The following is a 19,038-nucleotide window of genomic DNA, read 5'->3' as shown; positions in this document are numbered from 1 at the left end:
CCGTGCCTCACTCATCTTTTTCCCTCCCGCTCACGGTCGACTCGATCAAAAGGCATCTCTCGACCAAGACCGTCGGCCGCACGCTCCATCTTCTGGAGGAGACGGATTCCACCAACACCACAGCGGCGATGTTGGCCCAGCAAGGAGCGGAAGACGGCACGACCGTGGTCGCGGAATTCCAGACCGCCGGCAGAGGGCGCCGCGGCCGGTCGTGGTTCTCGCCGCGCAGGCTGAATCTGTCTTGCTCGGTGATCGTGTTGCGTCAGCCGTCGCCGGAACGAAAGGCGCAGTGGTTGTCATGGATTCCGCTGGCCTCGGCCCTGGCCTGCGCCGACGCGGTTCAACAGGAGACTTCGCTGACGCCGTTGCTCAAATGGCCCAATGACCTGCTGGTGAATGACCGGAAAGTCGGCGGCTTGCTCTGTGAAAGCGCGTGCCGGCGGGACGGCGCCCCGTTTGTCGTCATCGGCATCGGCCTCAACGTCAATATCGATCGCGACCGGTTTCCCGACGATCTTCGCAGAAGCGCCACCTCGCTGATGGCGGAGACCGGTCATTCGGTCGATCGCGCGCAGTTGTTGGCGAGGCTCTTGGAGCAGGTTGAGCGTCGCTTGGAGATGCTCGCATCGGAGCCAATCGAGCGGCTGAGACAGGAATACAGCGGCCGTTGCGCGACCCTGGGACGCAGGGTCCTCGTCACCCTGGCGCAGGGCGAACAGATCGAGGGGGTGGCCGACTCGATCGCCGAGAACGGCTGCCTGAGAGTCATTCACAGCGGCACACCGTCCGCCGTTCCACATCCGGAGCTGTTTGAGATTCACGCCGGGGATGTCCTCCACCTGAGATGATGGCAACACCGGGCGAAGACAGGGTAAAATTTGACCCATGCTGTTGGCCATCGATATCGGAAATTCCAACATCGTCTGGGGACTGTTTGACGGTCGGACCCTGAAGGGCCATTGGCGGTTGGCGACCGATCCCAGAAAGACTTCCGACGAGTACGGGATTTTGTTCTCGAACCTGCTGGCGGTGGCGGGAGTGAAGCCGGAACAGATCTCGGGCGCGGTCATTTCCAGCGTCGTCCCCGCCTTGACCCGTCCCTTCGAGACCATGGCCCAGACGTTTTTCGGCCAAGTTCCGCTGATGATCTCTTGTGACACGGACACTGGCCTCACCTTGCGCTACGCCAACCCGAAAGAGATCGGCAGCGACCGGTTGGTCAATGCAGCGGCCGCGTACGAGCGATACCGAGCCGACCTCATCATCGTCGACTTCGGCACCGCGACCACCTTCTGCGCCGTCACCAAGGCCGGTGAATACCTCGGCGGCGTCATTGCGCCGGGTCTGGGCATCTCCGCGGATGCGCTGTTTTCCCGTACGGCCCAATTACCCAAGGTGGAACTGGTCCGTCCCAAGTCCGTGATCGGCCGGGACACGGCGAGCAGCATCCAATCCGGCCTGGTCTACGGCTATGCGGGGTTGGTGGATGAGATCGTCCGACGCATGGAACAGGAGTTGGGCCATTCCTCCCTGGTGGTCGCGACCGGCGGACTGTCTGCGATCATCGCTCCCGAATCTCGAACGATTCGAGAAGTGCGTCCCCTGCTGACCTTGGACGGCCTGGAACTGCTTTACCGGCGAAGTCGAGGCGAAGGTTGAAGTCGCTTCTCCGCACACGCACCGCCCTGACCTTCTTCACTCACGCGGAAACATCCCCGACGAAACAAATCTCTTGAGACCCGTTGACTTTAAGGTCTTGGTGGCTATCTGGCTGCGTGTACAGGTACACCAGTGGATCAAGACGAGAAGAACCCCAATACAATCGACGAGTTAGAAGCGAAGACTCAGGAAGTCCCTTCTCCGTCGGAAGAATCGCAGGAAGAAACGAGACCGGTTGCTGAACTCAGGCAGGCGCTCTCTTCCAAGACCGCGGAATGTCAAGCGCTTCAGGACAAGTATCTCCGGCTGGCGGCAGAGTTCGAGAATTACAAGCGCGTGGCGCAGCGGGAGCAACGGGAGCAGATCCGATTCGGGAACGAGCAAATTCTACGGGAACTGTTGCCGGTTATCGACAACTTGGAACGTGCGATTCGCTCGGCCAAAGAGAACGGCGGAGGCGAAGCCCTCGTTCAGGGCGTCGAACTGACCTTGAAGCAACTGACGGAAGCGTTGGCAAAGTTTGGAGTCCGTCCGATTGCAAGCGTCGGAGAGCCGTTCGACCCGACCTGCCATCAGGCTGTGGCCCAAGTCGAGTCCGCCGCCGTTGCGGCCAACACCGTGGTGGAAGAATTTCAAAAAGGCTATTTGTTGCATGACCGATTGCTGCGTGCCGCCATGGTCAGCGTATCCACCGGAACGCCGGACAAACCCGAGAATTCCGCGTCGTAAGGGCGGCATCGACGGACGCAATGAATTTTTGAACAAGGAAGGAGACGCACATGGGTAAGGTCATCGGCATCGATCTTGGAACCACCAATTCCTGCGTCGCGATCATGAGCGGCGGAGACCCGGTCGTCATCGCCAACGCGGAAGGCAGTCGAACCACTCCGTCGGTCGTCGCCATCACAGACAAAGGCGAACGGCTGGTCGGCCAAATCGCGAAACGTCAGGCCATTACCAACCCGGAAAACACCATCTTCTCCGTCAAGCGGCTGATGGGGCGCAAGTACCGTTCGCGTGAAGTGCAGGAAGCGATCAAGAGGCTCCCCTATAAAGTCGTCGAGGCGGACAACGGCGACGCGCACGTCGAGCTGCGCGGCAAACGGTACAGCCCGCCTGAGATCTCGGCGATGATTCTCCAGAAAATGAGGCAGACCGCGGAGGATTATCTCGGCGAGAAGGTCAGCGAGGCGGTCATCACCGTGCCGGCGTACTTCGACGACAGCCAGCGCCAGGCCACCAAGGACGCGGGACAGATCGCCGGCCTCAACGTGCTTCGCATCATCAACGAACCGACGGCCGCCTCGCTGGCCTACGGCCTCGACAAGAAAAAGGACGAACGCATTGCGGTCTACGACCTCGGCGGCGGGACGTTCGATATCTCCATTCTGGAGATCGGCGACGGTGTCTTCGAAGTCAAGTCCACCAACGGCGATACCTACCTCGGCGGCGATGATTTCGACCTCCGGATCATGGACTGGCTGGTGGAGGAATTCAAAAAAGACCAAGGGATCGATCTGCGCAAGGACCGGATGGCCCTTCAGCGGCTCAAGGAAGCGGCCGAGCGGGCGAAAATCGAGTTGTCGTCTTCGCAGGAGACCGAGATCAATCTGCCCTTCATCACTGCGGACGCCAGCGGGCCGAAGCACCTGGTGACCAAGCTTACGCGGGCCAAGCTGGAACAGCTTGTCGACGATCTGATCCAGCGCACCATCGAGCCCTGCAAGAAAGCCTTGGCCGATGCGGGCGTGACGGCCAAGGACATCAACGAAGTGGTGCTGGTCGGCGGTATGACCCGAATGCCCAAAGTCATCCAGGTCGTCCGCGAATTTTTCGGCAAGGAACCGCATCGTGGCGTGAATCCCGACGAAGTCGTGGCGGTCGGCGCGGCCATCCAGGGCGGCGTGTTGAAGGGCGACGTCAAGGACGTGCTGCTTCTGGACGTGACGCCGCTCACACTGGGTATCGAGACCCTGGGCGGAATCTTCACGCACCTGATCGAGCGCAACACGACCATCCCGACCAAGAAGAGCCAGATCTTTTCCACGGCGGCCGACAACCAAACCGCGGTGACGATCCGAGTCTTCCAAGGCGAGCGCGAGATGGCGAACGACAACAAGCTGCTCGGACAGTTCGACCTTGTCGGCATCCCGCCGGCTCCGCGCGGTGTACCCCAGATCGAGGTGACGTTCGATATCGACGCCAACGGCATCGTGCATGTGTCCGCGAAGGATCTGGGTACGGGCAAAGAACAGTCGATCAAGATCACGGCCTCCAGCGGACTCAGCAAGGAAGAGGTCGAGAAGCTTGTCAAAGAAGCCCAGGCCCACACCGAAGAAGACAAGAAGCGGCGCAAGCTCGCCGAGGCTCGCAACCAGGCCGACACGCTGATCTACAGTACCGAGAAGAATCTGACCGAGCACGGCGACAAGATCGGCGAGGACGACAAGAACAAGATCAAGGACGCGATTGCGGCCGTCCGTAAGGCGATGGAAGGCGACGACGTCGCGGCCATCGAATCAGCGGTGCAAGCGCTGACCAGCGCGTCGCACAAGCTGGCCGAGGAGATGTACAAGAAGGCGTCCGCCGCCGCTGGCGCCGGCCCGAGCGGTACGCAGGGGAACGGCGGCGCCCAGGGCAAGACGGACGACAAGGTCGTGGACGCCGAATTCGAAGAAGTGGACAAAGAGAAAAAGTAAGGTACAATACGCCGCAGCCGGACCGAGTTCCGCCCGCGCGGGACTCGGTTTTTGTTCGACATAGAAAGCTATGGCTTCCGTGGCCAAACGCGATTATTACGAGACGCTCGGAGTCGATCGAAACGCTTCCGAGGAGGACATCAAGAAGGCCTACCGCAGGCTGGCGCGCCAGTACCATCCCGATCTCCAATCTACCGAACAGCAGAAAAAAGCCGCAGAAGAAAGATTCAAAGAGATCAACGAAGCCTACGAAATTCTAAGCGACCAAGAGAAACGCCGGCGTTACGACATGTTCGGCCATGTCGGCGCGCAGCAGGGCCCCGGCGGATTCGAGGGCTTCGACTTTGGCCGTGGCGGCTTCGGCGACATCTTCAACGACATTTTCGAAGATTTCTTTGGCGGCCCGCGCGGGCGTGCGAGAGCCGAACGTGGATCGGATCTCCAGTACAACCTGGAGTTATCCTTCGAAGAAGCGGTGTACGGGAAAGAAGCCAAGCTCAAGATTCCGCGGTGGGAGGTCTGTTCGGAATGCAAAGGCAGCGGCGCCCGGTCGGCTTCCTCGATCAAAGTCTGCCCCAGTTGCAAGGGTTCCGGACAGCTCCGATTCCAGCAGGGCTTCTTCAGTGTCAGCCGGCCTTGCGGCCAATGCGACGGCAGCGGTCATGTCATCACGGAGCCCTGCGGCACCTGCCAAGGCCGGCAACGTGTCTACCGGGAGCGGACCCTGTCCGTGCACATTCCCGCCGGGATCGAATCGGGCATGCGGTTGCGACTGGCCAACGAAGGCGAGCACGGCGTCAACGGCGGACCTCCCGGCGACCTGTACGTCGCCGTGACCGTCAAGCCGCATCCGATCTTTTCGCGCAAAGGTAACGACATTCTGTGCGACGTCCCCGTCAGCTTCGTGACGGCGGCGCTGGGCGGGAAAGTGGAAGTGCCCACGCTGAAGGGCAAGACGGTCATCAAGATTCCTCCGGGCACGCAACATGACAAGGTGTTGCGCCTGAAGGGTCTGGGGGTGCCTAGTCTGAAGGGACACCAGACGGGCGATCAGTTGTGCGCGATCAAAATACACATTCCGACCAAGCTGACGCCCAGGCAGAAGGAACTGCTGACCGAATTCGCCAAAGAAAGCGGGATGATACTGGACAACGAGGGAGACGGTTTCTTCGACAAGATGAAGACCTTCTTCGAATAGTCCCCTTCGTCCGCTTCCCGCCTCGCCTCTCGTTCCAACCAACCATCGAGCCCGTCACCCATGCCTGTTTTCTTTATTACTGCGGCACAGGTTCAAAACGGGACCGTGATCATCGTCGGCCCGCTCCTCGATCATCTGCGCGCCAGCTTGCGGGTGCAGGCGGGCGAGGAAATCCGGGTGGGCGACGAACGGCGCCGGCGTTATCGGATTTCAATCACCAGGATAGGCCGACATGAACTGGTCGGCCGGATTGTGCAGGAAGAACAGGAACCGGATCGTCGGAGCCCCCCGCTCATTCTCGCTCCGTCCCTGCTCAAGGGCGACCGGATGGATTGGCTGATCCAAAAGGCCACAGAACTCGGAGTCTCCTCGATCGTTCCGCTGATCACGCGCTATTCGGTCGTCCGGCCGCGGACGACGCGCATTCCTCACCAGCGAGTTCGCTGGGAACGTATCGCCCTCGAAGCGGCCCAACAGTCCGAACGTTGGGACATCCCGACCCTTGAGGATCCCTGCGACTTCGAGGAGTTTGTTCAGCGACAGCCCGACACACACGGCAAGCTCATCCTGGGCGAGCGGGCGAGCGGACTCGGCCTGCTGGCTGTTCCTCTGCCGGAAAGTTCCACAAGGCCGATCGTCCTGGCGGTGGGGCCGGAAGGTGGGTGGGCGCCCGAAGAAGTGGAACAGGCTCGCGCCTGCGGCTTCACTTCCGTCACCCTGGGGAATCGAATCCTCCGGGCCGAAACCGCCGCCCTGACGGGACTCAGTGTGCTGCAAAGCCGGTTGGGAGAACTGGGCTAGCCCGGATTATTCACAACGCTTCGTCACGAAAACGCGCAGACGCGTTGTGCTAGACCCATTGCAGCAAGAAGAGCAATGGGTGCCCCCAAGCGCAGCCGCGAGGGAGGGAGGCGTACTTGAAACAGTACGTTGACCGACTGAGTGGCGAGCACGCCCGTCGGAACAGCGTATCGGGGTACCCATTGCCCTGCTGTTGCAATGGGCCGAAGCAGTAGAAGCGTTCGTGAATAATCCGGGCGAGAGGACGTGAGAGGTGAGGAGCCTAACGTTTTACGGGTTCTAGGGGTGCCGCGATGTGCACGATAGTTCCCCGCTCGCCGCTGGCCCACCCGTGGAACGGATCGGGAAAAGAGAGGCCGAACAGGGACACCTTGGCGTCGTTCTTCTCCTCCACCCACGTAAAGCCTGCATCGGTGGTTCGGAAAACGCTGCCCCGTTCGCCCACGATCCAGCCGGCCTGAGGACTGGTAAACCGAATACGGATGAGATCGGTCACTCTCGTGCAGGACTTCGTGCAGGGCAGGGTCCGGTCGATCCAGCGGTTGCCCGCATCGCTTGTCTGAAACATCGCGCCGGCGTTGCCCACGGCCCAGCCATTCGACGAATCGTTGAAAAACACGTCAAAGAACGTCACCGAGCTCGGCGCCTCCTGCGCGATCCATGTGGCACCGCCGTCTGCGGTCGATAGAATGGTGCCCAGCGCTCCGACCGCTGTCCCTCGCCGCGAATCCACGAAATGCACCGCGTAAAGCGCCGCGTTGGTCCCGCTTATTTGGTCCGACCAGTGGATGCCACCGTCCTCCGTGTACAGAATCGTGCCTGATCCGCCCACCACCCACCCGTGCGTAGGTGAGACAAAATAGAGGCCGTACAAGGGCACCTGCACTCCGGACGATTGAGGAGCCCAACTCTCGCCCCCGTCTTTGGAGTGGCGAATCGTTCCGTTGGCCCCGACGACCCAGCCGCGTCGGGAATCCACGAAGAACACACCGGTCAACCGAGCCGACGTCCCGCTGGGAACTTTTTTCCATCGCTTCCCGCCGTCGACGGTCTTAAGAATCGCGCCGCCGTCCCCCACCGCCCAGCCGAGCCGGGTATCGTGGAAATGGACTCCCATCAACGTGACTTCGGTGCCGCTTTTCTGCTGCGCCACCAACACGTGTTGGGATTCGGCCGCCGGGAGCGGACCGGGCGAGTTGGCGAGCCACAAACTGAAGAGAAATACCGTGATGACTGGTCGAGGCGGGAAAGCGGAGGATTTCATGAAGGACGAGATTACTGGGTCGTGCTCGCTTCCGGACTCGTATCGTTGAAGTAACGCTGATCCGGCAATCCCTTCGCTTTAATCGTGAACGGTCCGGCCTCCAAGGTCAGCCATTTTTTCGGCGTGCAACAGCTTCCGTCCGGCAGTAAATCCCACGAACCCCGGCGCACCACCAACGGACCGGTCGACAGATCGGGATTGAACTCCCCCTTCTTGCCGACGCCGAAGACGTTCCGGCGTGGGACACGGACTTTGATTTCGGTATCCGTCCACGACACGACCATTGCGGCGATATTGTTGAACAGCACCTCGGTCCTCGACACGTTCTCGCCGAGATCGATGGGGGCGCTGTCATGCCCCCCTTCGTTCAGTCCGGGCTGCGTCGCTTCGGTCGTCTTCAGGAACGTGCCGAACCCAGACCCTTTGATTGTCACAATCTCATCGACGCCGGCCGATGTCGGAGAGTAGGACTCGATCTTCGGCGTGATCACCGTGAATGTCCCGGCTTCCGTGGACACGATCCCGCGCTCGGCACAGCAGGACCCGTCCGGGTTCGGCTTGGTGCCTCCCCGCTTCACCACAACCGGACCGCTCTTGGCGCTAAACGGCACCCAGGCGTCGATTCGGTCATCGTGCCAGCGATAAATGATGGCCGGCACCCCGCCGATCTCGACGCTATTTTCACCCTTATTGAAATCGGCGAAGGCGAACGGCGTTGAGCCGCTCTCCGAGTACAGTCCGAAATGCTCGCCCATGATTTTGATGAGTGTCCCAATCGGCGCGCTCGCAGGCGTGACCGCCGACGCCTTGGGCACCTGGACCGTGAAGTTCCCGACCGCCCGTTCTGCCCCGCCGTGTTTGAGGACGACCGGCCCGCTGGACGCATCGAGCGGCACATGGACGACGATCAAATTATCGGCCCATTTCGCCACCGTCGCCGGCCGCCCGTTAAAGAGCACGCCGTCACCCGGGGATTTGGTCTGGCCGAATCCCTTCCCGAACAGCACAACTTTCGTTCCAACAGGTCCGCTGAGCGGATCGACGCGCACGGAGGGGATCAGCGTTACAGGCACGGCGTTGCTGACCGTGTATTCGACCGGGGCGCAACAGGAGCCGTCGGGCAATGGGTCCGAGGATGCGAGCCGCACGACCACGTCCCCCGACGTCGCATTGGCCGGGATCTCCACTTCGATGGTGTCGTCCCGCCAGCGGCGCGCCCGCACAGGCACCCCGCCGATCAACACATCGTTGACGCCGAACATCGTATTACGATCGCGGGACCCGGCGGTGTTGCCGAAATGCGCCCCGTGAATACGGAGCAGGGCCCCCGGTTCCGCTTCGGACGGCGTCACGGAATGGATCGTCGGCCGCACGACCTTGAACGTCCCCGCCTGAACTTTCTTCTTGCCTGCGACCACTTCAACCGGTCCATCGGCGGCCCTGAACGGCACCTTCACCTCGATCAGATCCGGCTCCCAGCGCTGAATTAAAGCCGCGACGCCGTTGAACAGCACCCGGTTGGCCTGCGCGGATTTGAATGCACCGAACCCGGCGCCTGCAATCGCTACCGTGGCGCCGGGCGTCGCAGACTCCGGCGTGATCGTGATCCGGACCGCAGCGAAGGCTTGGGAATCCGACGCCACAGCGAGCGACACGATCACGAACAGACCGACAAGCCCCAGCGAAGCCGCAACGCGGACAATACCGCCAGGACCTGAGTCTGGGCGGGGACGGTCGCCGACCTGCTGCGAACGGAGGAGGCGGACATGTCGTGAAACGTTCATACGTCGTCCTGATCGAAAATTTGACCCTGCGCGCGGCCCTGAAACCCCGCGCAACTGAGGCATGAGGCCGAGACGGGGACGCACCGTGAAGCGAAGGGACAATGCGGACTATAACAACCGCGTTTTTTTCTTGTCAAGCAAGGGCAAAGCCCGTGAGATCAGTTTACCGGAGACGCGGGAGTCGAGGCGTTGAGGGCCGATACGGCCGCTCTTCGGATCTCCGGGTCTCGATCGCCCGTGGCCGTCCGTTCCAGAGCCGACCGCACTTCGGCTGAATCCCGCAACGGCGCCAAGGCTTCGATGGAGGCCAGCCTGGTCTGTCTGTTCGCATGTCCCAGCAGCGCCGTCAGCACCGGCACCGCCCGGTCGTCCCGCAACCGGCCGAGTTCCCGGATCGTGTTTTCTCGAACCAGAGCCGGATAGAGCGATTCTCCCGGTAGAAATCCGTGCGCATCCTGCAACTGCTCGGTCTTCGGCGTTTCGGCCTGGATCATTCGTTGCAGACTGCGAATCAGCGCCTCCGTCACGTCCGAGCGCGATCGCGTTCTGAAGGACACGATCTCTCCGAGAAAATAAAAGTACGGATTCGTGTCGAACCGCTCCAAGGCTTCGAGATACGGCGGCGTCCCGGAATCATACGCTCCGGACGTCTCCCGAATCGTCAGGTCCAGCAACAACCCCGCTGAGGCATGCTCCAACTTGACCTCGCACGTAATCTCTGTCCCGTACGTATCGAACTTATATTGCTGTCCCCGCTCCTCACGATATCGTACCTTGAGCGTCAGATCGTGCGGATCGCTCGCCTTGGGGACCACCGTGAATCCCGCGTTTGTCAGCTTGATTTTCAGAGCGGGCCCGATTTGCGAGAGGGTGCGTCCTCGCGGATGCCAGGTAGAAAAGGTCAGGTCGATATAGACGGACTTGGCCTCTGCGATCTGCGCGTATTCGGCATCCGCCAGAACCCGTGCGTTGACATCAACTGCGCGCGCGGTTTCGACCGCACCCAGCGCCAACACGGCCGCCAACAACAGTGTTCTCGCAGCCATACGTGACGTTCCGCATCCGATGCGGCTACGGACATTACAATCGCAGCGCCGCTCGGAGTCAAGCATGCTCCGGCCGCCCGGTCACTTGCACGATGAGCTCCAGCTCGACCGGCGCATGGAGCGGCAATTCGGCGGCGCCCAGCGCGACGCGCGCGTGACGGCCCGCCTCACCAAACAGGGACACGAGCAGATCGGACGCGCCGTTGATCACCGTCGGATGCTGAACAAACCCTTCGGCCGACGCCACGTGTCCGACCATGCGCACGATGCGCTTGACCCGATCCAACGTTCCCAATTCGTTCCGGATGATCGCCAGCGCATTCAACAGGGCAATCCGAGCCGCCTCGACTCCCCGCTCGACCGTCAATTCCCGCCCCAGTTTGCCGGTCAACGCCACCTGCCCGTCGCGGAACGGAATCACGCCGCTCAAGAACAGCAGATCACCCGCCTGAACCGCCGGCACATAGGTCGCGACCGGCTTGGGCGGAGGGGGGAGTTCGACGCCGAGTTGCCTCAATCGCTCTTCAAACGACATCGCCGGTCCCTTAATGCGTCAAGCGGATCTTACGTCTTTCGAGGAGGCCTGTCTTTTCGGACGATTCACGCTTGATGTTCCACGCGTCACGTTTTCTCATCCCGGACGCAGCGCGTCTAAAAAACTCTCGCCGCACGCCAGCCTCGGGGCCCCCAAAGCTTCCGCGATCGTCTGCCCCAGATCGGCGGCAGTTGGATGCGTTCCCAGATCCACCCCACGTGCAAGTCTCGGCCCGCTGATCAGCAACGGCGCATATTCGCGTGAATGGATCCGCCCGGCTCCGATCGGATCAGCCCCATGATCGGCGGTCAGGCAGAGGAGGTCGCCGGGACGGAGCTTCTCCTGAAGCCCCGGCAACAGCCGGTCAAACTCCTGCAACGCCGTCGCATAGGCGAGGGCGTTCTGGCTGGCCAGATCGATGTTCGCAAAGATCAAGCCGCGCGGCACCTTGTTCAAAATCTTTCCTGTCTCCTCAAACACCCGGACGGTCGTCCCCGCCCGCGCGGATCGGGTCAACCCGCGACCGGCGAACAGGTCGTCGATCTTGCCTATGCCTATCACCAGTTGCCCAGCCCGATTGAGCGTGTCGAGCAGCGTTTCTCCGGTCGGCTCCAGAACAAAATCGCGCCGCTTGTCCGTGAGGATGAACGCGCCGACCTCTCCGGCAAACGGGTGCGCAACGATCCGATGCACTGGGCACGGGGATTTCAGCGCCTTCCTCATCTCTCGGCACAACTTGTAGAGAACCTCCGGCGCAACGACTCTCTCGTGGGCGGCGATCTGAAGGTCGCTGCCTCCACTGGTGAACAGGATCAGTGCACCGCCGCGTATGTGCTCCGCCCCCAGTTCATTGACGATATCCTCCGCCCGGGCTGCGCGATTCCCCAGGATCTTCCGCCCGCTCACACCTTCGACGATATCCCTGATTTCCTTGGGAAGTCCGTCCGGGTAGGCAGAAAGCGGCTCATCCAGCGACAGTCCGGCCAGTTCCCAGTGACCGGTGATGGAATCCTTTCCTTTGGAGAGAAACCCAAGCTTGCCGAAACATCCGTCCGGTTGGCCGATCGGACGCACGCCTTTGAACTCACCGACATGTCCCAGACCCAAGGCCTCCAGGTTGGGTGCGGCCAGCCCACCGACCGCTTCCGAGACATGCGCCAACGTGTTGCAATCGGCATCCCCGTATTCCGACGCATCCGGTAACGCACCGACGCCGACTCCATCCAGCACCATGAGGATGACGCGGTTGACCATAGTCCGCGCACTATAGCAGAAGCCTCTTCGGTCCGAAAGGCGGAGCGGTGATCGATCGGGGATGGAAACTCACAAACGAGTCGAAACAGCGGGAGAAAAGTCTCAGACTTTGCAGCTTATCCGGTCATCGCGCAGCGACGAGACATCCGGCCCGCTTCCACGTCACACCGCGCACTTGGCTCCCCAACACCGAGTCACTTGCCGCTGCTGATCGGGGGATCATGATGAACTCCACCCGGCGGTCAACCGCTGGCGTCATCGCCGCTTCGCGGCCGCCAACCACTCCTCCGTAATCTTCACGCTTGCGCTGGTGCCGATCCGATCGGCCCCCGCCTCCAACAGAGCTTGCGTCGTCCGCCAATCTCTGATCCCGCCCGAAGCTTTCACCCTGGCTTGCCCCGCAACCGTCGCCTTCATCAGCCGCACATCCTCCACCGTGGCCCCTCCGGCGCCAAAACCTGTCGAGGTTTTCACATACTCGGCGCCAGCATCGACCGCCAGCCGACAAGCCGTCACCTTCTCCTCCCGCGTCAGATAACAGACTTCGAGAATCACCTTATGACCGACTCCCGGCGTCGCTTTGACGACCTCTTCAATGTCCAACCGGACGAGACTGTACTCGCCGGATTTCAGACGGCTGATGTTGATCACCATGTCCAATTCTCTGGCGCCGCGCCCGGCCGCCTCCGCCGCCTCGGCGACTTTCACCTTTGTCGTATGGCCGCCCAACGGGAACCCGACGGGAATCCCGATCCGGATCGCCGTGCCTTTGACCGCGGCCATGGCGTCATCGACATAGCACGGAGGCACAAAGACAACGCTGAATCCGTACTTCACCGCTTCTCCGCACAGACGGAGCACGTCGGCTTTGGTGGCTTCAGGCTGCAGGATGGTGTGGTCGATGAGAGCCGGAAGGTCGGCGATCAGCATGCGTCACGACACTCTGCGGAAGGGTCGGCGCTGATACTTCTCGACCGCCCGATTATGTTCCTCCAGCGTGGAGGAGAACTGGTGCGTGCCGTCATTGCGCGAGACGAAATAGAGATACGGCGCCGGCGCCGGATACAGCGCCGCCCGGATCGATCGCGCGCCCGGACTGGCGATCGGTCCGGGCGGCAGTCCCTTCACCCGATAGGTGTTGTAGGGGCTCTTATTGTCCAGGTCCTGCCTTCGCAGATTGCCGTCGAACGACGCCGCCAACCCATAAATCACGGTGGGGTCGCTCTGGAGCGGGATGTTTTTCCGCAGGCGGTTGTGGAAGACCGCCGAAATGAGCGGGCGTTCCTCGTCTACGCTGGTCTCCTTTTCGATCACGGAGGCCAGGGTCAGGACTTCGTGGATGCTCAGGTTTACCTGCTTCGCCCGCTCGCGCAATTCCGGCGTGAACACTTGCCACAGATTGTCCACCAATACACGGAGGGCGTCTCCCGCCTTGGTGCGACGGGCGAATCGGTACGTATCGGGGAAGAGATAACCCTCCAGGCTGTCCGCCTCGATGCCCAGAGTCCGAATGAACTCGCGATCCTGCGCCAGACGAAGGAACTCGGCCTGATCGACCAACCCCCGCTCTCCAAGCGTCTCCGCAATCTGGGTCATGGTGAATCCTTCCGGAATCGTGACCTGATGCAGGACCACGCGACCCGAGACGAGCATGGCCAAAATCTCTGCGGGCAGCATGCCCGCGTTGAGTTCATACTCCCCCGGATGGATTTTGCGGTCCGCGTCATTGGCTTTGCCCAGGAGAAGAAACGCCGAGCGGCTTTTGATGATCTGCTCCCGTTCCAATAACGCCGCCACCTGTTGGAACGACGCTCCTTCGGGGACGAGCACGATCTTGGTAGGAGGTGCGTCGGAGTGAGAAGCAGCCGGAGCGGCCGCCCATTGCATCACCTGATACCCGGCTATGCCGCCCAAGGCGAGCGAGGCGACGATCAGCCAGGGAACCAGTCGAGTGGTTATCATTCCGATCTCGGCTGCGCGACGTCGTTAGCCGCCGGAACCGTCCGTCGCTTCTTCCTCCCGCCCCGCTTCGCCGCCATGGACCGTTGAGGCCAGGTTCTCGAGATAACTTTGGAGCAGGAGCGCGGCAGCGACGCGGTCCACCGCTCCTTTTCTCTTCTTCCGGCTGACGTCGGCGGCGATCAGGAGCTGTTCGGCGGACTTGGTGGTCATCCGTTCATCCCAGGTGACTACCGGAACGTTGAGGACCTGCGTCAATCGCTCGATGAACCGGTTCACCGCCTGCGCAGCCGGCCCGACCTCGCCGTCCAGCCGAAGCGGGATGCCCATCACCACCGTGCCGACTTCGTGCGTCCGCACCAGATGCTGGATGTGCGCGATGTCCGCATCGAGACTGCGCCGTTCGAACGTTTCGAGCGGTTGCGCGATCCATCTCAACTCATCGCTCACGGCCACGCCGATGCGCTTGGTGCCGTGATCCAGAGCCATGATGCGCGTTCCAGCCATCAGCTTACCGCTCCAGCGCCTTTTGCACCAGCCCAAACACTTTTTCCAGCGCCGCCCCGAGCCGCTCGGGATGCTTGCCGCCGGCCTGCGCCATCTCGGGCCGCCCGCCGCCGGTCCCCCCCACCTCGGCCGCCATGTCGCGGATCAAATCGCCGGCTTTGAGGCGCGCCGTCAAATCTTTGGTGACCACCACCAGCAACGACACTTTGCCCTCATTGACCGCCCCCAACGCGATCACGCCGCTCCGCAGCTTGTCCCGCAGTTGGTCGGCCAACGCGCGCATGCCGGCGACATCCAGACCGTCGGTCCGCTGGGCGTGCACCCGGACACCGCTCACGGTTCTGACCTGCGCGTCGACCGCCGACCCGCCGGCCATCTTGAGTTTCAATTCTTCCAGCTCGCGCTCTTTCTCCTTCAATTGCGCCGTCAGCTTGCGGGTCTTCGCGACCAACTCCGAAGGGCTGGCTTTGAGGAGCTCGGACAACTCCCGAATCTGCGCCTCCAACCGCTTCATATGGGCGAGCGCCCCGCTGCCCGTCAGGGCTTCGATCCGGCGCACACCGGCCGCCACCCCGGTCTCCGACACGATACGAAACACGCCGATCTCCCCGGTCTGTCGGCAATGGGTGCCGCCGCAGAGTTCCTTGCTGAACGACTCGATGCTCACCACCCGCACCCGGTCGCCGTACTTGTCGCCGAAGAAGGCCAACGCTCCGGCCGCCACTGCGTCCTGGACTCCCATCACCTCGGTGCGCACCCGTTCGTTGCGGCGCACATGCTCGTTCACCATCGATTCGATCTCGTCGATGTCGCGCGAGGACAGGGGCTTGAAATGGGCGAAATCGAAACGGAGCCGATTGGGCGCCACCAGCGAGCCGTATTGCTTGACGTGCGGACCCAGCAGTTCCCGCAGCGCCGCATGGACCAGATGGGTTGCGGTATGGTTTCGGGCCGCGTCCTGTCGGGTCACCGGGTTGACCATCGTCTGGACCGGCTCTCCCTCGCGGATCCGACCTGCCCGCACAGTGCCTTTATGGACGATCAAGCTGGTCACCGGCCTGGTCGTTTCCACCACCTCCACACGCCCCTCAGGCCCGGTCAGCATCCCGCGATCCCCCACCTGACCTCCGCCCTCGGCATAGAACGGCGTCTCGCTCAGCACCAGCTCGATCTCGTCGCCTTCGACCGCTTCTTTGACCAGTCGGTCCCCCTTCAGGATCGCTTGGATGACGCTCTCCGATTCCAACCGCTCATAGCCGACAAAGCGCGTCGCGCCCACCTTCCCCGCCAGTTCCACCAGCACCGGCCTGGCCGCTTCCTCCTCGAATCCGGCTGTCTTTCTCGCGCGGGTTCGTTGCTCCTCGATCGCGCGCTCGAAGCCGGCCTCGTCCAGTGTCATCTCCTGTTCCCGGCAGGCCTCGGCGATAAGGTCCAACGGGAATCCGTAGGTGTCATACAGCTTGAAGACGTCGGTCCCCGGCAACACGGACCTGCTGGCGCCTTTCACCTTGGCGATCATGTCGTTGAGAATCGGCAACCCCTGATCCAGCGTCGCGATGAACCGTTCCTCCTCGCCCTGCGTCACTTCCGCGATCGTCTCCGCCGCAGCGTGGAGTTCCGGATAGGCGTCGCCCATCAGCTCGACGACGGCTCCGGTCAGCTTATAGAGGAACGGTTCGGTCAGCCCGAGCAGTCGACCGTGGCGCGACGCCCGGCGCAGGATGCGTCGCAGCACATAACCGCGCCCCTCGTTGGACGGCAGAACGCCGTCGGTGACGAGAAAGGTGATCGCGCGCAGATGGTCGGCCACGACGCGCATGGATCGATCGGCGACCTCGTCGTCGCCGTACGGGCGGCCGGCCTGCGAGCCGATCGCGGCCAGCAGCGGCCGAAACAGGTCGCTGTCGTAGTTGCTGTATTGCCCTTGCGCCACCGCGGCCAGCCGCTCCAAGCCCATGCCGGTATCGATGCTGGGTCTCGGCAGCGGATGCAACTTCCCGCCGGCATCGCGGTTGTACTGCATAAAGACCAGGTTCCAGATCTCGATGACCCGGTCGCCTGCGCCGTTGGGCACATCGTCGCCCGGCACCGCCGGCCCCTGGTCGTAATGAATCTCGGAACACGGACCGCAGGGTCCGGTATCGGCCATCTGCCAGAAGTTATCCTTCTCCCCGAAGCGCATGATCCGCGCCGCCGGCATTCCGATTTTCTCCCACAACCGGTAGGCCTCGTCGTCTTCCCGGAAGACCGTGACCCACAGGCGGTCTTTCGCCAGTCCGACGGTCTTGGTGAGGAACTCCCACCCGAACCGGATCGCCTCGTCCTTGAAGTAATCGCCGAACGAGAAGTTGCCGAGCATTTCAAAGAAGGTATGGTGCCGGCGCGTATAGCCGACATTCTCCAGATCGTTGTGCTTCCCGCCGGCCCGGAGACACTTCTGCACGGTCACCGCGCGGCGATAGGGTCTGGTTTCCTCGCCGAGAAACACCCGCTTGAACTGATTCATCCCCGCGTTGGTGAACAGCAGGGTAGGATCCGCCTGCGGAATCAGCGGCGAGCTCGGCACGGCCTGATGGCCCTGGCTCTCAAAGTAACGGACAAAAGCCTGGCGCAGGTCCTGGGCGCTGCGATTCATTGTCGACTAGGCTCCACAATTCCGGTTCTCGCTTGGCACGACATTGTCGATCGTCTCTTGGTCAAATCCGCGTTGCCTGAGCAGCCGCGCAGCCCGGCTCGGGGAAACCGCCGCCCGCCTGGACACCCGTTGGATCGCCTGCGTGGCCAGCTCCCGCTCACGCTCGTGCCCATAAAGGCGATCGAGCGTCTCGGCGACAAGGCCTTCGGCCAGCCCTTGTCGTAACAACTCCGCTTTCAGCGCCTCACGCCCCATCGGGCGCCGGGCCAACCGTGCCTCCGCCCACCGCAGGGCGAAGGCGCGATCATTGACGTACCCCGCCTTGGCAAGTCGGCGCAGCACCGAACGAACCTGTGCCCGGGAGGCGCCCTTGCGGTCGAGATACCGTGCGACCTGAGCGCTGGTGCGATCTCGTTGGGCCAGGTAGCGGAGTGCGGCTTGCTCGACCCGATCAGTGGAGATGACGGCGCGAGGCATCCCCTCAGCCTGACTGTGCGGCCTTCTGCCGGCACTGATGCGTCAACCCCGGAACGCTCAGGCCCCGGCGCGGACGCTATGGCCCCTCCGGTCCTCGCTCCGGTTTTCCGGGCGTTTCTCTTCTTTCACCTCGGCTTTCTTCTCCCCGCCGCGGCCTGGAATACCCGCCAACTCCCGCAACCGGCCCTCGATTTCCCGAGCCACCGCCTGATTGGTTTTTAAATAATCTCGGACCGCTTCCCGTCCCTGCCCCAGCCGCTCCCCTTTATAGGAGTACCACGCGCCGGATTTCTCCAGGACTTTCTTCTCGACGCCGAGATCCACCAACTCGCCGGCCTTAGAGATGCCTTCCGCGAACATGACGTCGAATTCAGCCTGCTTGAATGGCGGGGCCAGCTTGTTCTTGACGACCTTCACCCGCACTCGGCTGCCCGTCACGTCCTGTCCCTCTTTAATCGATTCGATCCGCCTGATGTCCAGCCGCACGGAGGAATAAAACTTCAGCGCGTTGCCGCCGGTGGTGGTCTCCGGATTGCCGAACATCACGCCCAGCTTCATCCGAATTTGATTGATGAAGATCACCGTGGTCTGCGACTTGGAGATGGCGGCCGTCAGCTTGCGCAGGGCCTGCGACATGAGTCGGGCTTGCAAGCCCATGTGGGCGTCGCCCATCTCTCCTTCGATCTCGGCTCGCGGAACCAGCGCCGCGACCGAGTCCACGACGATGAGATCGACCGCCCCGCTGCGGACCAACGTTTCGGCGATCTCCAGCGCCTGTTCGCCGGTGTCCGGCTGCGACACCAACAGGTCGTCCGTCTGCACCCCCAGCTTCCTTGCATACCCCAGATCGAGCGCATGCTCGGCATCGATAAAGGCCGCAATCCCGCCGGCTCGTTGTGCTTCGGCGATGGCATGGAGTGTCAGGGTGGTTTTGCCCGACGCTTCAGGGCCGAAAATTTCGACGACCCGTCCTCGCGGGAAGCCGCCGACGCCCAGGGCGATATCGAGTCCCAGAGAACCGGTCGAGATGGCCGGGACATCGGCCGGCGCCTCCGCCGTCCCCAGTTTCATGATCGCGCCCTTCCCATACTGTTTTTCAATCTGGGACAGAGCAAGGTCCAACGCCCGTTTCTTTTCGTCTCTTTCGGCCATCGCGATGCTCCTTTTGGTTTGCGGGAATCGGCGGATTATACCGAACTTCCCTGAGTAAACCTAGCCTG

Annotated in this window: 17 protein-coding genes; 6 read left to right on the top strand and 11 right to left on the bottom strand. The window is 62.2% G+C overall.

The annotated features are described in order from the left end of the window. Positions 1-2: 2 nt before the first annotated feature. The 6 genes from AB1555_15855 (at position 3) to AB1555_15830 (ending at position 6,357) form a co-directional block, all read left to right on the top strand. A complete protein-coding gene (locus AB1555_15855) occupies positions 3-848 on the top strand; it encodes a biotin--[acetyl-CoA-carboxylase] ligase (GenBank protein MEW6248167.1) in 846 nt (281 codons plus the stop codon). Positions 849-885: 37 nt separating this feature from the next. Beyond that, positions 886-1,659 (top strand): type III pantothenate kinase, encoded by a 774-nt coding sequence (locus AB1555_15850; GenBank protein MEW6248166.1) that lies wholly within the window; start codon positions 886-888, stop codon positions 1,657-1,659. 132 nt (positions 1,660-1,791) lie between these two features. Continuing rightward, a complete protein-coding gene (gene grpE / locus AB1555_15845) occupies positions 1,792-2,388 on the top strand; it encodes a nucleotide exchange factor GrpE (GenBank protein MEW6248165.1) in 597 nt (198 codons plus the stop codon). Positions 2,389-2,438: 50 nt separating this feature from the next. Next, positions 2,439-4,358 (top strand): molecular chaperone DnaK, encoded by a 1,920-nt coding sequence (dnaK, locus tag AB1555_15840; protein ID MEW6248164.1) that lies wholly within the window; start codon positions 2,439-2,441, stop codon positions 4,356-4,358. 70 nt (positions 4,359-4,428) lie between these two features. Then, positions 4,429-5,556, top strand: coding sequence for a molecular chaperone DnaJ (gene dnaJ / locus AB1555_15835; GenBank protein MEW6248163.1), 1,128 nt, complete (start codon positions 4,429-4,431; stop codon positions 5,554-5,556). 60 nt (positions 5,557-5,616) lie between these two features. Further along, a complete protein-coding gene (locus tag AB1555_15830) occupies positions 5,617-6,357 on the top strand; it encodes an RsmE family RNA methyltransferase (GenBank protein MEW6248162.1) in 741 nt (246 codons plus the stop codon). 262 nt (positions 6,358-6,619) lie between these two features. Here AB1555_15830 and AB1555_15825 read toward each other — a convergent pair whose 3' ends face one another. The 11 genes from AB1555_15825 to recA form a co-directional block, all read right to left on the bottom strand. After that, complete coding sequence (locus AB1555_15825) at positions 6,620-7,621, bottom strand: YCF48-related protein (GenBank protein ID MEW6248161.1); 1,002 nt, start codon at positions 7,619-7,621, stop codon at positions 6,620-6,622. A gap of 11 nt (positions 7,622-7,632) precedes the next feature. Beyond that, positions 7,633-9,405, bottom strand: a complete 1,773-nt coding sequence (locus AB1555_15820; protein ID MEW6248160.1) for an IPT/TIG domain-containing protein — start codon at positions 9,403-9,405, stop codon at positions 7,633-7,635. 158 nt (positions 9,406-9,563) lie between these two features. Next, positions 9,564-10,451 carry a HEAT repeat domain-containing protein gene (locus AB1555_15815; protein ID MEW6248159.1) on the bottom strand — a complete coding sequence of 296 codons (888 nt, stop codon included), beginning with the start codon at positions 10,449-10,451 and terminating at the stop codon, positions 9,564-9,566. A gap of 58 nt (positions 10,452-10,509) precedes the next feature. Continuing rightward, positions 10,510-10,986 carry a RidA family protein gene (locus AB1555_15810; GenBank protein MEW6248158.1) on the bottom strand — a complete coding sequence of 159 codons (477 nt, stop codon included), beginning with the start codon at positions 10,984-10,986 and terminating at the stop codon, positions 10,510-10,512. Positions 10,987-11,082: 96 nt separating this feature from the next. Then, positions 11,083-12,240, bottom strand: a complete 1,158-nt coding sequence (locus tag AB1555_15805) for a phosphopentomutase (GenBank protein MEW6248157.1) — start codon at positions 12,238-12,240, stop codon at positions 11,083-11,085. A gap of 255 nt (positions 12,241-12,495) precedes the next feature. Then, a complete protein-coding gene (deoC, locus tag AB1555_15800) occupies positions 12,496-13,167 on the bottom strand; it encodes a deoxyribose-phosphate aldolase (GenBank protein ID MEW6248156.1) in 672 nt (223 codons plus the stop codon). A 6-nt stretch (positions 13,168-13,173) separates the two neighbouring features. Beyond that, on the bottom strand, positions 13,174-14,202 hold the full coding sequence (mltG, locus tag AB1555_15795) for an endolytic transglycosylase MltG (protein MEW6248155.1): 1,029 nt from the start codon (positions 14,200-14,202) through the stop codon (positions 13,174-13,176). Between the two features lie 24 nt (positions 14,203-14,226). Further along, complete coding sequence (gene ruvX / locus AB1555_15790; GenBank protein MEW6248154.1) at positions 14,227-14,706, bottom strand: Holliday junction resolvase RuvX; 480 nt, start codon at positions 14,704-14,706, stop codon at positions 14,227-14,229. 4 nt (positions 14,707-14,710) lie between these two features. Next, complete coding sequence (gene alaS, locus AB1555_15785) at positions 14,711-17,341, bottom strand: alanine--tRNA ligase (protein ID MEW6248153.1); 2,631 nt, start codon at positions 17,339-17,341, stop codon at positions 14,711-14,713. Between the two features lie 6 nt (positions 17,342-17,347). Beyond that, a complete protein-coding gene (locus AB1555_15780) occupies positions 17,348-17,818 on the bottom strand; it encodes a regulatory protein RecX (protein MEW6248152.1) in 471 nt (156 codons plus the stop codon). 57 nt (positions 17,819-17,875) lie between these two features. Continuing rightward, a complete protein-coding gene (gene recA / locus AB1555_15775; protein ID MEW6248151.1) occupies positions 17,876-18,970 on the bottom strand; it encodes a recombinase RecA in 1,095 nt (364 codons plus the stop codon). Positions 18,971-19,038: the final 68 nt, after the last annotated feature.

The organism is Nitrospirota bacterium, assembly GCA_040755395.1.
Classification (GTDB): domain Bacteria; phylum Nitrospirota; class Nitrospiria; order Nitrospirales; family Nitrospiraceae; genus DATLZU01.
Note: the sequence above shows the minus strand (reverse complement) of the source record. Positions and strands in the feature narration are given on the sequence as shown.

Coding starts and splice junctions, on each gene's coding strand:
- AB1555_15850 (MEW6248166.1), top strand. CDS start 886: ATGCTGTTGGCCATCGATATCGGAAATTCCAACATCGTCTGGGGACTG.
- dnaK (MEW6248164.1), top strand. CDS start 2,439: ATGGGTAAGGTCATCGGCATCGATCTTGGAACCACCAATTCCTGCGTC.
- dnaJ (MEW6248163.1), top strand. CDS start 4,429: ATGGCTTCCGTGGCCAAACGCGATTATTACGAGACGCTCGGAGTCGAT.
- AB1555_15830 (MEW6248162.1), top strand. CDS start 5,617: ATGCCTGTTTTCTTTATTACTGCGGCACAGGTTCAAAACGGGACCGTG.
- AB1555_15825 (MEW6248161.1), bottom strand. CDS start 7,621: ATGAAATCCTCCGCTTTCCCGCCTCGACCAGTCATCACGGTATTTCTC.
- AB1555_15820 (MEW6248160.1), bottom strand. CDS start 9,405: ATGAACGTTTCACGACATGTCCGCCTCCTCCGTTCGCAGCAGGTCGGC.
- AB1555_15815 (MEW6248159.1), bottom strand. CDS start 10,451: ATGGCTGCGAGAACACTGTTGTTGGCGGCCGTGTTGGCGCTGGGTGCG.
- AB1555_15810 (MEW6248158.1), bottom strand. CDS start 10,986: ATGTCGTTTGAAGAGCGATTGAGGCAACTCGGCGTCGAACTCCCCCCT.
- AB1555_15805 (MEW6248157.1), bottom strand. CDS start 12,240: ATGGTCAACCGCGTCATCCTCATGGTGCTGGATGGAGTCGGCGTCGGT.
- mltG (MEW6248155.1), bottom strand. CDS start 14,202: ATGATAACCACTCGACTGGTTCCCTGGCTGATCGTCGCCTCGCTCGCC.
- ruvX (MEW6248154.1), bottom strand. CDS start 14,706: ATGGCTGGAACGCGCATCATGGCTCTGGATCACGGCACCAAGCGCATC.
- alaS (MEW6248153.1), bottom strand. CDS start 17,341: ATGAATCGCAGCGCCCAGGACCTGCGCCAGGCTTTTGTCCGTTACTTT.
- AB1555_15780 (MEW6248152.1), bottom strand. CDS start 17,818: ATGCCTCGCGCCGTCATCTCCACTGATCGGGTCGAGCAAGCCGCACTC.
- recA (MEW6248151.1), bottom strand. CDS start 18,970: ATGGCCGAAAGAGACGAAAAGAAACGGGCGTTGGACCTTGCTCTGTCC.